Genomic DNA, 17359 nt, shown 5'->3' with positions numbered 1-17359 from the left:
ACATTAATCCTACGAAACCAAACATTCAAAAGAACATATCTTCTATTCTTTCACTTTTTTTATAGTCCTACAACACAAAGATTTGCGAGATTTTGTTATTTTTGCATGCAATTTATAACTTGGCGGAGATTGTTTTGATCGCTTCCCACAACACTTATTGTCATAAATATTAGATATGGAAAACATAGAAACTGGACTTTTGTTAATGGTAGTCGGAATGACCACGGTTTTTGCAATTCTTTTGATCGTTATCAACCTCGGAAAAGGATTAATCGCACTGGTAAACAAATACGCACCTGAAGAAGTCGTCGTAAAAAAACAAGCAGCAGTACGAACCACCGCGGCACAAGCCGGAAATATATCCGGTAAAACAACGGCCGCTATTGTAGCCGCTGTGAGCATGGTAACCGGTGGACAAGGAAAGGTTACCAAAATTGAAAAAATATAATACTAGCATAAAATATCATGAAAAGAGAAATCAAATTCAGTTTGGTCTTTAGAGACATGTGGCAATCTGCCGGAAAATATGTCCCCAGAGTAGACCAACTAACCAGAGTTGCCCCCGCTATTGTAGAGATGGGCTGTTTTGCCCGTGTTGAAACCAATGGAGGAGGATTCGAGCAAGTTAATTTACTATTCGGAGAAAATCCTAATAAAGCCGTACGCGAATGGACGAAGCCATTCCATGATGCAGGTATCCAGACACACATGCTTGACCGTGCCCTGAACGGACTTCGCATGAGCCCGGTTCCGGCCGATGTCCGCCAGCTTTTCTACAAAGTAAAGAAAGCGCAGGGTACAGATATCACCCGTACTTTCTGCGGGTTGAACGACGTACGCAACATTGCCCCTTCTATTAAATATGCAAAAGAAGCAGGCATGATCTCCCAATGTTCATTGTGTATTACCCACTCACCGATTCACACGGTCGAATATTACACAAAAATGGCCATGGAGCTGATCGAGTTGGGAGCCGACGAGATCTGTATCAAAGATATGGCCGGTATCGGTCGTCCCTATTCATTGGGACAAATCGTTGCCAACATCAAAGCGAAACACCCGGAAATACCTATCCAGTATCATAGCCATGCAGGCCCCGGATTTAACGTAGCTTCCATCCTGGAAGTTTGTAATGCCGGTTGCGATTATATCGACGTAGGTATGGAGCCGCTTTCATGGGGTACAGGCCATGCCGACCTGCTGACCGTACAGGCCATGTTGAAAGATGCCGGTTATAAAGTACCGGAGATCAATATGGAAGCATATATGAAAGTACGCAGCATGATCCAGGAATTCATGGATGACTTCTTAGGATTGTATATCAGCCCGAAAAACCGCTTGATGAACTCCCTGCTGATCGGCCCCGGACTTCCCGGCGGTATGATGGGTAGCCTGATGTCCGACCTGGAAAAGAATCTGGAGTCTATCAACAAAAGCAATATAAAGAACAATAAGCCTCTGATGTCGCAAGACCAGTTGCTGATCAAATTATTCGACGAAGTAGCTTATGTATGGCCGCGCGTCGGTTATCCCCCACTGGTAACGCCGTTCAGCCAGTATGTTAAGAATCTGGCCCTGATGAATGTGATGCAGATGGAAAAAGGGAAAGCTCGCTGGAGTATGATCGCGGATGATATCTGGGATATGCTTCTCGGAAAGGCTGGAAGGCTGCCGGGAACACTTGCACCGGAAATCATCGAAAAAGCAAAAGCCGAAGGACGAGAATTCTTTACCGGCAATCCGCAGGATAACTATCCCGATGCGCTCGACAAGTATCGTAAGATAATGAACGAAAAGCAATGGGAAACAGGCGAAGACGACGAAGAATTGTTCGAATATGCCATGCACCCGGCACAGTACGAAGCCTACCGTTCAGGAAAAGCGAAAGTTGAATTCCTGGCCGATGTGGCTAAAAAGAAAGCGGATCTGCACGAGAAGAGCGCACCGGCTGTTCCGGCTACCGCTACAGCTTCTGCCCTGCCTACCACTCCGCAGATACTAACCGTAGACGTAGACGGGCAACCTTACCGCGTAACCGTGGCCTTCGGAGAAACAGCGAATACTGCCCCCGCAGCAGCTCCTGCCCAACCGGCAACCCAACCAACCGCAACTCCCGCACCTGCCGGAGCTGGCAACGAGATCCTTTCACCGCTGGAAGGTAAATTCTTCCTTGTGAAAAATGCATCGGACGCACCGGTAAAAGTGGGTGACGTTGTGAAGGAAGGGGATGTGCTTTGTTACGTAGAAGCGATGAAAACATACAATGCCGTACGTTCGGAATTCAGCGGAACAGTTACTTCCATCAATTATGCGGCAGGTGACACAGTTTCTGAAGATGATGTATTAATGACGATACAGTAATGAACGAGATCTTTCAAAATCTGTACGATATGACTGCGTTCAGCAACATCATTGCTGAACCGCAGTTCCTGGTCATGTATGCAATCGCTTTCATATTGCTTTATCTTGGTATCAAGAAACAATATGAGCCTTTGCTGCTTGTTCCTATCGCTTTCGGGGTTTTGCTCGCCAACTTCCCGGGAGGTGATATGGGTGTGATCCAGGCAGACGAGAACGGGCTGATCAATGTACACGGAGTGATGAAAAATATCTGGGAAATGCCTTTACACGATATTGCGCACGAACTGGGGATAATGAACTTCATCTACTACATGTTGATCAAGACCGGATTTCTTCCGCCTATTATCTTTATGGGCGTGGGAGCTTTGACCGACTTCGGGCCGATGCTCCGTAATCTGCGCCTGTCTATTTTCGGTGCGGCTGCCCAGTTGGGTATCTTCACTGTATTATTAGTGGCTATCCTGATGGGCTTTACTCCGAAAGAGGCTGCTTCCCTGGGTATTATCGGTGGTGCCGATGGCCCTACCGCGATCTTTACAACGATCAAGCTGGCTCCGCACCTGTTGGGACCGATCGCTATTGCCGCGTATTCTTACATGGCACTCGTTCCGGTCATTATCCCCTTGGTAGTTAAAGCATTGTGTTCGAAGAAAGAGCTTTGCATCAATATGAAGGAGCAGGAGAAAAAGTATCCGTCCACTACGGAAATCAAGAACATGCAGGTGCTGAAAATCATTTTCCCGATCGTTGTTACGACAGTCGTGGCCTTGTTTGTTCCGAGTGCGGTTCCCCTGATCGGTATGTTGATGTTCGGTAACCTGGTAAAAGAGATCGGAACAAATACATTCCGCCTATACGATGCGGCATCAAACAGCATTATGAATGCCGCTACGATATTCCTGGGGTTATCGGTCGGAGCGACTATGACAGCCGAAGCTTTCCTGAACATGACGACAATCGGCATCGTGATCGGCGGCTTCCTGGCATTTGCTTTGTCTATCGCCGGCGGTATCTTCTTCGTGAAACTGTTCAACCTGTTCACCAAGAAGAAAATCAACCCGCTTATCGGTGCAACCGGACTGAGCGCCGTACCGATGGCCTCACGTGTTGCCAACGATATTGCCTTGAAATATGATCCGAAGAATCACGTACTTCAGTATTGTATGGCGAGCAACATCTCCGGTGTGATCGGTTCTGCCGTAGCAGCAGGTGTATTGATCTCGTTTCTTGGATAAAGATTGATAAATCAACAATAAAAAAATCCTGTAATCGGCTCAATACCAATTACAGGATTTTCTATTTAACACCTGCAACGGCCTGCCGGTACAGGTTATTACAGCCTTTCTGCAAGTTTATTAACCTTTTCTAATAAATAAATCGCTCTCAAATGCTGTAATCCAAAAATAATTACTTTAATTTGTGACTTGATATAGGAATGTATTTATCCTTTTCTTAAATGTGATTGAATATGAATGACACTCATGAAACTAATTTACCGGTTGAAGAAACTGGCAAATTAGAAGAAACTAAAGCTCCGGAAGTGACTCCGGAAAACACTGCGGCTGAAGTTGAAGTAACCGAAACAGTGGAAGAAGCAACTGCGAATGCGGTCGGTAAATTATCAAAAGAAGAAATTCTGGAAAAGTTGACCGAACTGGTAAATGCTGCTGCCGAAGCAACGCGCAACGAAGTAGAATCGTTGAAGCAGGCATTCTATAAAATCCATAGAGCCGAAGTTGAAGAATTGAAAAAAGCATTCCTCGAAAACGAAGGAGAAGAAAAGGATTTCGTAGTACCTGAAGATGAAGACGAAAACAAACTGAAAGAATTGCTGGCTGTTTACAAAGAAAAAAGAGCTGCAATCATGGCAGAAGAAGATCGTGTGAAAGCCGCTAACTACGCACTGAAACTCCAATTGATCGATCAATTGAAAGCGCTGACCGAAAGTCAGGACGACTTCAATAAACTATACAACGACTTTAAGGATATCCAGCAGAGATGGAAAGAGGTTAAAGCCGTGCCACAGGAACATGCCAATGAACTGTGGAAAAACTATCAGACTTACAGCGAAAGATTCTACGACATAATCAAGATCAATAACCAGTTCCGTGATTATGACTTCAAGAAGAATCTGGAAATGAAAACCGCCTTATGCGAAACAGTTGAAAAACTGCAAACTGAACCGGATGTAGTATCCGCGTTCCATCAGTTGCAGAAGCTGCACCAGCAATGGCGCGAGATCGGCCCGGTGGCTAAAGAACTGCGTGAAGAACTCTGGACACGTTTCAAAGCGGCTTCTACAGTGATCAACAAACGCCATCAGGAACATTTCGAATCGCTGAAATCGAAAGAACAGGAAAACCTGACAGCAAAGACTGCGATCTGCGAAGAAATTGAAGGTATCGACTTCGATGCTTTGAAAACGTTCAAAGATTGGGAAGATAAAAACAAGGAAGTGATTGCTTTGCAGGAAAAATGGAAAACAATCGGTTTCGCTCCGAAAAAATCGAATGTAAAGATATTTGAACGTTTCCGTGCTGCATGCGACGTTTATTTCAATAGGAAAAGTGCCTTCTACAAGAGTATCAAAGAAGATATGGAGAAGAATCTGGAGCTGAAAAAGGCTTTATGCGAAAAAGCAGAAGCTTTGAAGGACAGCACAGAATGGAAGAGCACTACTGAAAAGATGATCGCACTTCAGAAAGAATGGAAAACAATCGGCTCAGTTGCCCGCAAGCATTCGGACGCCGTTTGGAAACGTTTCATTTCTGCCTGCGACTATTTCTTCGAACAAAAGAACAAGAATGTTTCTTCTCAGAAGAGCGTAGAACAGACTAACTTGGCAGCGAAGAAAGAATTGATCGAAAAGATCAAAAACTTGGATGAAGCGCTGGCTGCAGAGGATGCAATGATCGAACTGAAAGCGATGATGGCTGAATGGAATGGAATCGGTCATGTTCCTTTCAAGGAAAAAGATAAGATCTATAAAGAATATCACGAAGCGGTAGACAGTCAGTTCGACCGTCTGAAAGTAGATCAGAGCGACCGTAAGATGCAAAGTTTCCGTAGCAACCTGAGCGATATGGCCGGTGGCGAACGCGGAAAAGGCAAGCTCTACGGTGAACGTGAAAAGCTGATGAGAATGTTTGAACGCATGAAGAACGAATTACAGACTTACGAAAACAATATCGGCTTCCTCAGTATCTCGTCGAAAGGCGGTGGTGGTCTTGTCAAAGAAATGGAACGCAAGATCGAAAAGCTGAAAGATGAGATGGCGCTCATTATCAAAAAAATCGATGCGATAGATGAAAATCTCGAATAAATAAAAACGAAGCCGTCTCCCAAACAGACGGCTTCGCTGTTTCTAGACTTATGATATCTCAAATACACTATTTTAATCCGGGACATGAAACCGCAGTTTTACTGGGGTCGGAAAACTATACTCCGCCTGCCAATGTACAGAGGATGATAAAAGAATTATCATATCTCCCTGTTTGGTATGCCGACAGTGATGATTTTGTTTTTACGGAAGAGATCACTTCTCCCCGCTTTTTCTCTTTACAGCCTAAAGAGTTCAGGCCATTCGCTACGCTTATCTCCAGAAAGGAACTTAAGCAGAAAGGGGCTTCCTTACCGGAAATGGTTGCTGCTCCGTGGGGATTATCTCCCCATAGCCTGCATCTGTTTGATGAATTAAAGAAGAATTGCGGGTTGAATTTATCTGTCCCTTCCTGGAAAGAAGACTATTTCAAATTGACCGGCCGCCAGACAGCAGCCGAATGTCTCGAACTGATCCGTCAGCAATTGCCGGATTTACAGATACCCGTTGCACCCCGGTTCTGTAAAAAGATCAGGGAAGTGGAGAAATACCTTATCCTACAAAATGCTCCTTTTGTATTAAAAACGCCCTATTCTTCATCCGGACGTGGTTTGCACTGGATACCCGAACGCAAACTAACCACCAAAGACCGTACATGGATAGAAGGGGCGATCAACAAACAAGGCACTGTCAGCATCGAATGCGGCTTGGACAAGGTACAGGATTTCGCAATGGAATTCTATTCCGACGGAGAAGGAAATGTTACCTACGAAGGTATTTCGGTTTTCGGCACGGAGCAACAGGGCAGTTATTCCGGTAATATGCTGGGTAATCAGGAATATTTACGCAGACAGATCACCCTGCGGGTCGGAGAAGAGGTTTACAATCAAATACAAACGGCTGTCACTGATGCATTAAAAAGCTTCTACGGGAATATCTACCGGGGATATCTGGGAGTAGATATGATCGTTTATAAGACTACCAAAGGTGCTTATGCTATCCACCCCTGCATAGAGATCAATATGCGTTATACAATGGGAATGGTAGCTCTCCGCCTCAGCCAGAAATATCTTGCTCCTTCAGCAGTCGGAGACTTCCATGTCACCTACGAGAGTAAGGAAGGTGAAACATACGAACGGCATCGTTTCATGAAAGAAACTTATCCGCTGATAATAGAGGATGGAAAAATAAAAGAAGGATATTTATCATTATGCCCGGTCACGAAAGAGACGCGTTACAGGGCTTATATATTAGTTATGTAGATAGGAGCTTTTCCTATCTACATAACTGATCGATTATATCTTTATCCAAAGGGAACAAGTCTATCAAGATTTCTTTTCGAGCCAGTTCGAAGTCTTTATATTCAAATCCGGGAGCTACGGCACAACTCACCAGGGCAAAGCCTTCCGGCTCTTTTAACCGGGCAGCGAACCAGGTCTCCGGCTCAATCGTAACCTGCAATTGTCCGCTTTCCCGATCTGACAACTCACGACAAACGAGTTGTCCTTCTTCAAAAGAAAAGATCAGCAAAGGTTCCCCTTTATGAAAAAACCAGCTTTCCGGAGATTTTATCCGATGAAAGGCAGAATAATCCATATCTTCCAACAGATAATAGATCGTTGTCAACGCCCTCCGGTCAGCCGGATATCCGGCTATCGGCTTCCAGGTAGCCGGACGATATTCTTCTTTAAAGTAACCGCCTTCGGGATGTGGAGACATTTTTAGTTTCTCAATCCAAAAAGCAGCTTGTTTACCAAGATCCATTTGCTTATTTAATTATTTATGCCGGCGAACGGAACGAATAGTTTCCGCCTTTTCTTTACCCGCACCCAGTTTATACCCCAAAGATAAGCCAAAAGTAAATGTTCTATCGCGAGTAACCGGATTTAAACGAGTGAAACTTGGTAAATAAGCGAAATTAAGTCCGATTTGCATACAACCAAAATCCTTCCGGATACCTCCTACACATTTCAAACCGAATAAAACAGAATGATATCCATCTATTGTTCGTTTAGAATAGTCATTATCACTAGCATAAAGATCAACTGATGATTTTAACAGAAAATCAATTCTGGGCCCTACACCTATATAACAGGTATAACCATCACGACTCATTTTCTTCAAATCAAAAGTTGTATTTAACGTCAGATAATGGAGATTTATTCCTATGACCTGATAGCTTCCCGCCCATACGCTTGTCGGATCCTCCTTATCCCGTTCTCCTCTCCTCAAATAACCAACATTACTTGATAAGTTAAACCAACCCTTATCCAGATATTGCATACCCAATGAGACATGATAAGGATGTATTTTATCCAGCGCTTGACCAATACCTTTGTAGCGCATAGAAGAAATACCAAATCCATTTTCCAACGTAAACACCTGTGCTTTCCCCATGACAGTAACACATAACAAAGCACACACTAACCACACACAACTCTTCTTTTTCATAACTTGTATTTAATTTGTTATGATACTTAAACGACAGCAGAAAGAGTTTCGTATATCAACCGGGGATATTTAGGACAACTACAGGGGATTTTTTATTATACGGGCCAAAACCGTCTCCCGATAATTACGCGCAATGGGTATTTCATGGCCTGCAATATTCAATATGTTACCTTCGATCAGGCTGACGTGATGGATATTGACTATAAAAGACCGATGAGTCTGGATAAAATCACTTTCCGGCAAAGAATTATATATATTTTTCATTGTCGAGTGAACCAGAATCTTATCCGAAGCAGTATAAATACAAATATAGTTCTCTAATCCCTCAATAAAAAGAATATCCTTCAAAAAAACCTTTTTCATCTGTTTATCGCTCTTGACAAAAAGAAATTCCTCTGCTGCAGGGGCTGTTTCTTTCTGTAAAAGGTCATGCACCTTATTTACCGCTTTCAGAAAACGTTCGAAAGAGATCGGCTTCAATAAATAATCAGTCACATCCAACTCATAGCCTTTCAGGGCATATTGCTCGTAAGCGGATGTAATAATGACTTTAGGGGGATTAGACAGGGTAGCCAATAAATCCAAACCGGATAAATAAGGCATCTCTATATCCAGAAAAAGTAAATCCGGCTGCTCAGTCTTTAACAAAGTATTCAGTTGGATAGCATCTTCACACACACCTGTCAATGCCAGGAAATCCACTTTCTCCACATACGACTGCAATCCTTCGCGGGCTACCGGTTCATCGTCGGTAATTATACATTTTATTTTCATACGCTTTCTATTTCAATCATTAACTTTGCCACAAAATGATCCGGATCATCCTCTATGTCCAGACTATACTTCTCAGGATACAAAAGAGTCAATCTTCTTCTTAGATTCTCCAAACCGATTCCTTTTCGTGGCAACTCTTTTTCTGCATACGGCGGTTTGGAATTAAATATAGTAAATAGGATTCTCTCTTTATTCCACGACATATCCAGATCAATATGATAATCACCACCTACATATTTAAATGCATTCTCAATCAACGGAAGGAAAAGTAACGGATAAATCTTCTGTTCTTTCAACTCCTCTGATATATGGATATTAAGAATCAAGCGTTTACTCATACGCAAACGTTGAAAATTCATATATGTTTTCAGGTAATCGATCTCTTTTTGAATCGGTACTTTCTTATTTCCTCCATATAATTGATAACGCAACAAGTCCGACAACATTTCCAATGTATGACGCGGCATCGTATTCTTCTCGTCAATCTGAAAATAGACTGTATTCAATGCATTAAAAAGGAAATGGGGATGATATTGCGCCCGAAGAAATTTAAGTTCGATTTCGAGTTGATCGACCTTTATCTTTTCCAACTGTAAAGATTGCTGATTATACTCCTTTTCCAGTTTATCATTACGAATGATGATATAATACAGAAAGAAATATAATATACAAACGACATCCGCTATCACATAATCGGCAACCTTATCACCCAGATATAAAATACCAATGTAATCACCCAGATACAATATCAGATTTACACCCAAAAACAAAAACACCAGCAATATAGAATACTCCAATGTGACTGAAATGTTTTTGGCCCGGACTTTTTCCATATAGTAACGACCCTGAAAGTCAAATCCATAACTCATCAATACCGACACTAATAATGCCAGCATATGAAAAGGAACCGAGTCTGCCCAAAATGGATTATGTGCAGGTAAATCAGTCACTAACCGGATGGTGTTAAACATGACAACACCCAGGATCAGCGGAGATATCCAACGGGAAAATGGCTTCATATCCTTTTATTTATTTTATTCTTACAAATTTATTCTTTTACTCTGATCTATATCACTTTTCCGACCGGATTCTTTCGTTTCATACCCTTTGCTGAAGCGCCAGAAGAAAGATACGCCGACAAGGGTGTTATCATACCGTTCTTTGGTAAAAGCCCGTTGCCCCGGCACTGTCAGTTCCATATTGTATCGATAAGAATGGAAAATATCCCGTGCAAACAAACTGACGGTAGCCTTATTTTTCAGGATACTCTTCTGTATTCCGCAGTTTACCTGCCAGACAGGGCTGATCGTGGCCTGTCCCGCCGCCATTCTTCCATTATAATAACCGGATAGCTCGGCACTCCATCCTTTACTGAAGCTAAACTGATTATTTAATCCAGCGATCCAGGTACAGTCTTCATTTACTTTATTGGATAATTCCTCCGACCATTGATAACGGTTGTAGACAAATGCTGCATTGGCACTCAAATTCCAGAAAGAAACCGGCGAAAGTATTCCTGTATTCACACGCGGGCCTAACGAGATGGCCCGATTCAGATTGAGAGGAGTAACAAAAACCCGTTTATTCTCCTCTACGATATAACTTTTCACCATTGCTTTACTGGTATAAGAAAACAGAAAAGCGGCCTTGAACAAATCTTTAAACGCATAGGAAAGCTCCAGATTGTCCGTCTTTTCCGGCTTTAACAATGTATTGCCCCGTTCATAAGTGTAATTATCAAATATATAAGTCGACGGATTCAAGTCGCCGTAGTTGGGACGGTTGATACGTTTTCCGTAGAACAGGGATAATTTATTTTCTCCTAAAGCGTATTCCAGTAATACGGTCGGAAACAAATCTATACTATGATCGGAAAACGAAGAATCGCAGGCTACAGCTGTTTGACGCCCTTTATATCTAGTATTTTCCAGGCGAAGGCCGGCTTGTACGGATAATTCACCCAACCGGGCATTCCCTTCTATATAAGCGGCATTGATATTTTCTTTATAAGAGAAGCCCTGGGTCAATCCCTCATTGCTACTCCATGCATTCTGTATACGGTTTGCATACAGGGCTTCGTTATCAATGGAAACATATGACGATTTAACGCCGGCATTCAATACCCAACCATTTTCAAACGGGAATTTCATGTTGATCTGTCCGGCATACAGGTTTATGTTTCCTTTGATATCTCCCCGCATGGAGTCTTGTCTTTCAATCTGATTGATCAGATTGCGGAAAGAGTTATATATGAATTGATCTTCATCTGAATGAAAGTTCAGGTAGTCGAATGAGGCATCCAGCACTTTGCCAACGGAATCAAACCGATGCGTCAAACTGATCCCGCCGGAAAAATTGATCTTATGCCTGTCATTCAGGTTTAACGTATGTGCCGTCGAATCCGGAGCAGTCCGTGGATACAGGGAAAAAGAAGAGTCCATATCACCTTCGTTCTCCCCATGAAAAATATTTCCATTGGTTGAAACACCGATTGTCGTTTGAGGGGAGAGATAGAAGTCTACACCTGCCCGATAATAATGAGAGGCATAAGGGGATTCACTATAAGAATACTGATACAGCTTCAGATCAGAAGCCAACCCCGTTAACTCACTGGAATACAAACGATTTATTTCCAGATCATGCTGATCGTTTCCCTGGTAAAAAGAATATGTCAGGTAAAAATTAAACTTACCGTTCCGCCTGTTTAAAGAAAAGCTACCGTTTCCTTTGCTTCGTATACCTTGTGAAAATCCACCGTTTACCGAGAGATTCAATCCCTGAAGCTTAATCTTTTTCGTATGGATATCGATCAGACCGGAGTTACCGCTGGCATCATAGCGGGCGGATGGGTGGGTGATCAGATCTATCTTGTCAGCCGTGGATGCCGGGGTAGCCTTAAGCAGATTCACCAGTTCCTGTCCGGAAAGATAGGTTTGTTTTCCATCTATCAGGACATTGATACCGCTTTTCCCGTTCATATAGATAGAACCATCCTTATTAACAACCACTCCGGGGAGCGTTTCGAGTACCTCATACAGGCTGCCTTGTTTACGTACGACGGATGCATCCAGATGATACGTCATTTTATCCGCCTTTATCTCCAGTTCCGGCAACTTGGCAACCACTACAACCTCCTCGATATCTTGATCGGGAATGGTATCCGGCATGATGAACTGTGCAAAGACATCACTCACATAAAAAGCCAACAGTAATGCGATTAAAAGAAATTTACTTCCGCCCATATCTTTTGTTTTTGTTTCAAAAGTAAATAAGCAGAAACTCCCCGGGAAATTATTGTGACAAACGACAGGAGTTCGTTGACGAATGGTTTATTATTCTTAAATATGGATACGACCAAACAATCTCCGGTCTATGGGAGTACCATATCAAAAGCGACTGGCTTCTGATATGGCAACAAAATGATACGGAATTGATCTTGATCATGACCGATACGGGGACACATGCAGATTTATTCTAAACAGTTTCCTCTTCCTCAAACTCCTGTAATTCTTCCAACCCTTTTTTCATTGCTTCCACCTTCGATGAATCCCATCGATACTCGATAAAACTACCTACAAGCGCTATAACAGATGCTGAAATAAAGATAAAAGTTATTCTGTTCGCACCAAATTTCCCATACGAAGAAAAGAGAACTGTCATCAAAACCAAGCCTGATATGACAATAACAGGATAGCCCAATCTCATAAATTTCTGATATAATAATAATCGCCGGAAAGAGTCCGTCAACGGCTTCTCCACACTAAATCCGTAAAAAGTAATAAAAGCCGGCAATCCCCCTAATATGATAGCAACCATGAAGCCGACCAAGCAACAGGCCATAAACAACGGAGTTCCAAATAAGAAAGGACTGAAGACTGTCAGCAGTATACAAACAAAATATATACAATATCCGATTATAATCTTCCACATCAAACGTTCCCTAGCCGTTAATATACAGCCGGTGATCATATCTTTAACAATCCTCCTATTCAATATTTCATTCTTTTGCAAACGTTCATTTAATATATTCCAGTTCGCTTTCAATTCATTCAAGTCCATAAAGCTGTTTTTTTATTCGTTCGACATCTGTTTCAGTTTCTCTTTAATACGATTGAGTTTAACGGCCACATTATTACGTGATATACCGGTGATATCCGCCATTTCCTGATAACTTCTTTCTTCCAGCCAGAGCAGGATCAAGGCACGCTCCAAACGTCCCAGGCAATTGATCATCCGGTAGAGCTCATGAAGTTGAGCCGTTTTATCTTCTTCCTCTGCCACCGCTTCCAGGTCGACCGAGATAGGTACCACTTCCGGCCGTGATTTGGATTTACGGAAAAAGGAAATACAAGTGTTCAGTCCGATGCGATACACCCAGGTCGAAGCCTTACACTCGCCCCGGAAGCGGGGAAAAGCTTTCCATAGGTTGATCACGACTTCCTGATACAAGTCGTTCAGATTGTCCGGATCGGTAGCGTAGATATAGCATACCTTATATATCACTTGTTTGTATTCCTCTACAAGTTCTATAAACTCCTTCTCTTGTTGTTGTGCATTCATTAAGCTTGCTCTATCGTATTATTTACTATATCAGTCGTCAAAGAAATCGGATAATTACAGTAAAGGAAGGAAAATTAACAAAATAAATAAAGTTGATTACTGCAAAAGGGCTATTTTTGTCCTTATCGATAAGTAGACCAATCTATTACACATTCAAAGACGTAGCATATGAAAAACTACAAGCTAATCTTTATACTCCTGGCAGTTGTATATGGTGGAAATATACAGCTCCCCGCCCAGCAAATGATTCCCAAGACAATTACACTGACCCCAAAAGCAAAAGAACAACTGGCCGGTAAGCAAATATTGTATATCGAGCGGGAACAGTATGCACCCGACCATCACAACACAGCGACCCTATTCCAGAAGGGAGAGATCAACGAGAGTAGTTTCTGCCCGGGAGGAGCCATGCGTATCTATGACGTCAACACCGGAAATATTACCACACTGATAGAACTGAAAGACGGCGTGATACGTGATCCCGAACTGTCTTTCGACGGGAAAAAGATCATCTTCTCCATGCGAAAGAATAAGGACGATTTCTACCATATCTATGAGATGAATACAGACGGAAGCGGCATGAAACAGCTTACGTTTGCGGAAGGGATATCAGATATCGACCCGCTTTATCTGCCCGACGGCGGCATTGTATTCAGCTCCACCCGCCAACCGAAATATTGCATGTGCAACCGCCATATCATGTGTAACCTCTACCGGATGGAAGCAGATGGTGCCAACATTACACAGATCGGTGTCAGTACGCTGTTTGAAGGACATTCCTCTCTGCTGAGCGACGGACGCATCCTGTACGACCGCTGGGAATACGTAGACCGTAACTTCGGTGATGCGCAAGGCTTATGGACGGTAAATCCGGACGGGACAAAGCATTCCATCTATTACGGTAACAATACCCAATCGCCGGGCGGAGTAATCGATGCCCGCCAGATCCCCGGAACCGACCAGGTGATCTGTATCTTCGGTTCCTGCCATGACCGCCCCTGGGGTGCACTGGCTATTATCGACAGGAAAAAAGGAGTGGACGGTGTAGAACCTGTCCTGCAAATATGGCCGGAAGAAAGCCTGAAACTGGTAGATAAAGGCGACCTGGACTCTTTCAAATGGATCGAATACTTCTTTGAAGATCCTTATCCGCTGAACGAAAACTTCTTCCTCACCTCACGCACGATCTGGACAAAGCCCGGCGGATGGATGCACCTGGACTCTAAATCAGGTATCTACCTGGTTGGCCGCGACGGCACACAAGAGTTGCTCCTTGAAGGAAACAGAAGCCTTTTCGACCCGATGATCATCGAGCCACGCCCCAAACCGCATGCAATCCCTTCCAACAGGAACTATACGGATAAGAAAGGCACGTTCTACGTACAGAACGTTTACCACGGCACACATATGAAAGGCGTAACTCCCGGCACCGTAAAATATCTGCGTATCATCGAGTCTCCGGAGAAAAGAACCTGGACACAGAGTGGCTGGGGCGGACAAGGCGAACAGGCTCCCGCCGTAAACTGGCATAGCTTCGAGAACAAACGTATCCTGGGAGAAGTACCGGTAGAAGCCGACGGCTCTGCCAACTTCGAAGTTCCTTCCGGCACCTTCGTCTACTTCCAGTTGCTAGATAAGGATAAGAAAATGATCCAGTCCATGCGAAGCGGCACGATGGTCATGTCGGGCGAGGTAAACGGTTGCATCGGCTGCCATGAAGACCGCCTGAGCATTCCGAGCGCGATGGGTACGACACCGTTGGCCCTGAAGAAAGCCCCGGCCAAGCTAAACGGCTGGATGGGGAAAGCCCCGAAGAACTTCTCCTTCATGGAACAGGTACAGCCGATCCTCGATAAGAGCTGCGTACGTTGCCACGACTTCGACCCGAAGAACCGGGAAAAACTCGTACTGGCAAAAGACAAGAACCCGTTCTTCAACGCAGCCTATGTCAACCTATACGTAAAGAAAGAGATCACGCTGATAGGCGGTGGCCCGGCTCCGATACAGGAACCGTACACCTGGGGATCGCATGTCAGCAAGCTGACCAAAGTGATAGACGGAGATCATCATGGCGTCAAACTGTCTCCCAAAGACAAGGAAGTCCTTTACACCTGGATGGATCTGAACGGCGTTTATTATCCGGTCTACGAGTCCGCATTCGACTCTACACTGGCCGGACGAAGCCCGCTCTTTAACCACGAGATAGAAGAGTTGAAACAACTAACCAATATAAATATCTGGGATCTGAACCACCACGGACGAAAGCTGACCGCACAAATCTCTTTCGACCGTCCCGAAGTAAGTCCCTGCCTGGACGGTATACGGAATGATAAACAGAAATATTCCCGTGCCTTAGAAATCATCCGTACCGGACAGAAGCGGTTGAAAGCCACTCCGCGGGGGGATATCGAAAAAGACCTTGTTCCTTGCGAGCGTCACAAGGCACAACTCCGCAAATACGCCGAACGGCTAAAGGTGGAACAGCAGAACTGCACGGTCATCAGCGAACAAGGCAAAGTGTACGACAAATAAGAAGACAAGTGCCTCACTTATGGCACAAAAGTGCACTATAAGTGGCACACTTGTGCGCTGCCTGTGGCACAAATGTGCAGACCGCATGGCACAAAACTTCCCTGCATAACTAATTACACAGGGAAAGCAACAAATGGGGAAGAGAGCTGACTATCTGTTGTTCTTGATCAGGTTCATAAACTCCTCGCGGGTCTTTGCCTGCTGGAAGAAGCCTGTGAAATCGGAAGTTGTAGTCAGGGAATTCTGCTTTTCCACACCACGCATCTGCATGCACATGTGCTGTGCTTCGATCACGACCATAACGCCCAGTGGATCGAGTGTCTGCTGGATACAATCTTTGATCTGCATTGTCAGGCGTTCCTGTATCTGCAGGCGGCGGGCGAAGATATCCACCACGCGGGGTATCTTGCTGAGTCCCGTAATATATTTCTTAGGAATATAAGCGACATGTGCCTTACCGAAGAAGGGAAGCATGTGATGCTCGCAAAGAGAGAAGAAATCAATATCTTTCACAATAACCATCTGCTTGTAATCTTCTTCCTGAAACATGGCGGAAGCCAATACCTTTGCAGGGTCTTCGTTATATCCTTTGGTTAAAAACTGCATAGCCTTTGCTACGCGCTCCGGCGTCTTAAGCAGGCCTTCACGTTCGGCATCTTCACCTAACAGATTGAGTATTCCTTTGTAATGGCCAGCCAGTTCCTCACGTGCCGCCAAGGTCTTGTCGTTTATTTCTTCTATCATTTCTTAATTCAACGGGATCTTTACTTCTTCTCTAACAATATACATTTCCTTTCCGAACGAAGGGAAGGCCGTCATCAGCAGGCGCTGCATGTGATAAGCCTCTTCGTGTGAACGGAAATCTCCTACACGCAACTTCCAGAACGGTGCCGTATAGGTAACATAAGTCGGAACAGTCGGGAAAAGTTCTTTGATCTGCTTTTCCTTATCAAACGCTTCATCTTTCGACTTGCGCTGGTTATTACCGGAGAAAACCTGTGTCCGGAACCCCTGTATCTTCAGGAAAGCGGTGCTATCCGTCTTTTCCACATTTTCACCCGACAAGCGTACTCCTACCATATTCCGGAGAGCCTGCGACTGGTTGATTATCACCTCGCCTTTACCCGGTTTCGATGTCTGGAGATCATCGAAGATTGTCTGAACCGATCCGTCGACACTTGTCTGTGCAGACGCTCCGGTCACACAGGCCAGCAACATGAATAATAAAACGATACAAGGGGAATTCTTCATTGTGATTGTTTTTTTGTTTAAAAGAGAGACTTGTCCCCGTGCTTGACACGGGGCCGCAAAAGAACCAGCGACATCAAATAAAGGACACTGTCCGTTCCTTTGCGATCCCGT

General features: G+C 44.0%; 15 protein-coding genes and 1 pseudogene. 7 read left to right on the top strand and 9 right to left on the bottom strand.

Annotated elements, in window-relative coordinates:
• Positions 1-175 precede the first annotated feature (175 nt).
• The 5 genes from HMPREF1536_RS11145 (at position 176) to HMPREF1536_RS11125 (ending at position 6942) form a co-directional block, all read left to right on the top strand.
• Complete coding sequence (locus tag HMPREF1536_RS11145; protein WP_028728272.1) at positions 176-448, top strand: OadG family protein; 273 nt, start codon at positions 176-178, stop codon at positions 446-448.
• A gap of 17 nt (positions 449-465) precedes the next feature.
• The gene (locus tag HMPREF1536_RS11140; RefSeq protein WP_028728271.1) at positions 466-2361 is read left to right on the top strand and encodes a biotin/lipoyl-containing protein; all 1896 of its coding nucleotides are present in this window, start codon (positions 466-468) and stop codon (positions 2359-2361) included.
• The gene (locus HMPREF1536_RS11135) at positions 2361-3596 is read left to right on the top strand and encodes a sodium ion-translocating decarboxylase subunit beta (protein WP_028728270.1); all 1236 of its coding nucleotides are present in this window, start codon (positions 2361-2363) and stop codon (positions 3594-3596) included. The genes HMPREF1536_RS11140 and HMPREF1536_RS11135 overlap by 1 nt, the downstream gene beginning before the upstream one ends.
• 233 nt (positions 3597-3829) lie before the next feature.
• On the top strand, positions 3830-5683 hold the full coding sequence (locus HMPREF1536_RS11130) for a DUF349 domain-containing protein (RefSeq protein ID WP_028728269.1): 1854 nt from the start codon (positions 3830-3832) through the stop codon (positions 5681-5683).
• A 50-nt stretch (positions 5684-5733) separates the two neighbouring features.
• The gene (locus tag HMPREF1536_RS11125; protein ID WP_028728268.1) at positions 5734-6942 is read left to right on the top strand and encodes a hypothetical protein; all 1209 of its coding nucleotides are present in this window, start codon (positions 5734-5736) and stop codon (positions 6940-6942) included.
• Between the two features lie 13 nt (positions 6943-6955).
• Here HMPREF1536_RS11125 and HMPREF1536_RS11120 read toward each other — a convergent pair whose 3' ends face one another.
• From HMPREF1536_RS11120 to HMPREF1536_RS11100, 5 genes are all read right to left on the bottom strand, one after another.
• Entirely contained in the window at positions 6956-7444 is a 489-nt protein-coding gene (locus tag HMPREF1536_RS11120; protein WP_028728267.1) for a cupin domain-containing protein, read from the bottom strand.
• 12 nt (positions 7445-7456) lie between these two features.
• Positions 7457-8131 (bottom strand): porin family protein, encoded by a 675-nt coding sequence (locus HMPREF1536_RS11115; protein ID WP_028728266.1) that lies wholly within the window; start codon positions 8129-8131, stop codon positions 7457-7459.
• A gap of 78 nt (positions 8132-8209) precedes the next feature.
• Positions 8210-8905, bottom strand: coding sequence for a LytR/AlgR family response regulator transcription factor (locus HMPREF1536_RS11110; RefSeq protein ID WP_028728265.1), 696 nt, complete (start codon positions 8903-8905; stop codon positions 8210-8212).
• Positions 8902-9924, bottom strand: a complete 1023-nt coding sequence (locus tag HMPREF1536_RS11105) for a sensor histidine kinase (RefSeq protein WP_028728264.1) — start codon at positions 9922-9924, stop codon at positions 8902-8904. The genes HMPREF1536_RS11110 and HMPREF1536_RS11105 overlap by 4 nt, the downstream gene beginning before the upstream one ends.
• Before the next feature lie 21 nt (positions 9925-9945).
• Positions 9946-12147 carry an outer membrane beta-barrel family protein gene (locus HMPREF1536_RS11100; RefSeq protein WP_028728263.1) on the bottom strand — a complete coding sequence of 734 codons (2202 nt, stop codon included), beginning with the start codon at positions 12145-12147 and terminating at the stop codon, positions 9946-9948.
• 125 nt (positions 12148-12272) lie between these two features.
• Here HMPREF1536_RS11100 and HMPREF1536_RS27075 point away from each other — a divergent pair.
• A pseudogene (locus tag HMPREF1536_RS27075) lies at positions 12273-12383 on the top strand (type II toxin-antitoxin system mRNA interferase toxin, RelE/StbE family); the annotation flags it as partial.
• On the opposite strand, the gene HMPREF1536_RS11095 reads toward HMPREF1536_RS27075, so the two are convergent.
• Both HMPREF1536_RS11095 and HMPREF1536_RS11090 read right to left on the bottom strand, forming a co-directional pair.
• Entirely contained in the window at positions 12380-12964 is a 585-nt protein-coding gene (locus HMPREF1536_RS11095) for a hypothetical protein (protein WP_028728262.1), read from the bottom strand. The pseudogene HMPREF1536_RS27075 and the gene HMPREF1536_RS11095 overlap by 4 nt on opposite strands.
• 12 nt (positions 12965-12976) lie before the next feature.
• Positions 12977-13465: an RNA polymerase sigma factor gene (locus HMPREF1536_RS11090; RefSeq protein WP_028728261.1), complete on the bottom strand. Its 489-nt coding sequence runs from the start codon at positions 13463-13465 to the stop codon at positions 12977-12979.
• Between the two features lie 168 nt (positions 13466-13633).
• Here HMPREF1536_RS11090 and HMPREF1536_RS11085 point away from each other — a divergent pair, with 168 nt between their 5' ends.
• Entirely contained in the window at positions 13634-15997 is a 2364-nt protein-coding gene (locus HMPREF1536_RS11085; protein WP_028728260.1) for an HzsA-related protein, read from the top strand.
• Positions 15998-16147: 150 nt separating this feature from the next.
• On the opposite strand, the gene folE is transcribed toward HMPREF1536_RS11085, so the two are convergent.
• Positions 16148-16741 carry a GTP cyclohydrolase I FolE gene (gene folE / locus HMPREF1536_RS11080; RefSeq protein ID WP_028728259.1) on the bottom strand — a complete coding sequence of 198 codons (594 nt, stop codon included), beginning with the start codon at positions 16739-16741 and terminating at the stop codon, positions 16148-16150.
• 3 nt (positions 16742-16744) lie between these two features.
• The gene (locus HMPREF1536_RS11075) at positions 16745-17248 is read right to left on the bottom strand and encodes a cell division protein (RefSeq protein ID WP_028728258.1); all 504 of its coding nucleotides are present in this window, start codon (positions 17246-17248) and stop codon (positions 16745-16747) included.
• Between the last annotated feature and the right edge of the window lie 111 nt (positions 17249-17359).

This window comes from Parabacteroides gordonii MS-1 = DSM 23371 (assembly GCF_000969825.1).
Taxonomy (GTDB): Bacteria; Bacteroidota; Bacteroidia; order Bacteroidales; family Tannerellaceae; genus Parabacteroides; species Parabacteroides gordonii.
The sequence above is the reverse complement of the archived record's forward strand: the minus strand, read 5'-3'. Positions and strand labels throughout refer to the sequence as shown.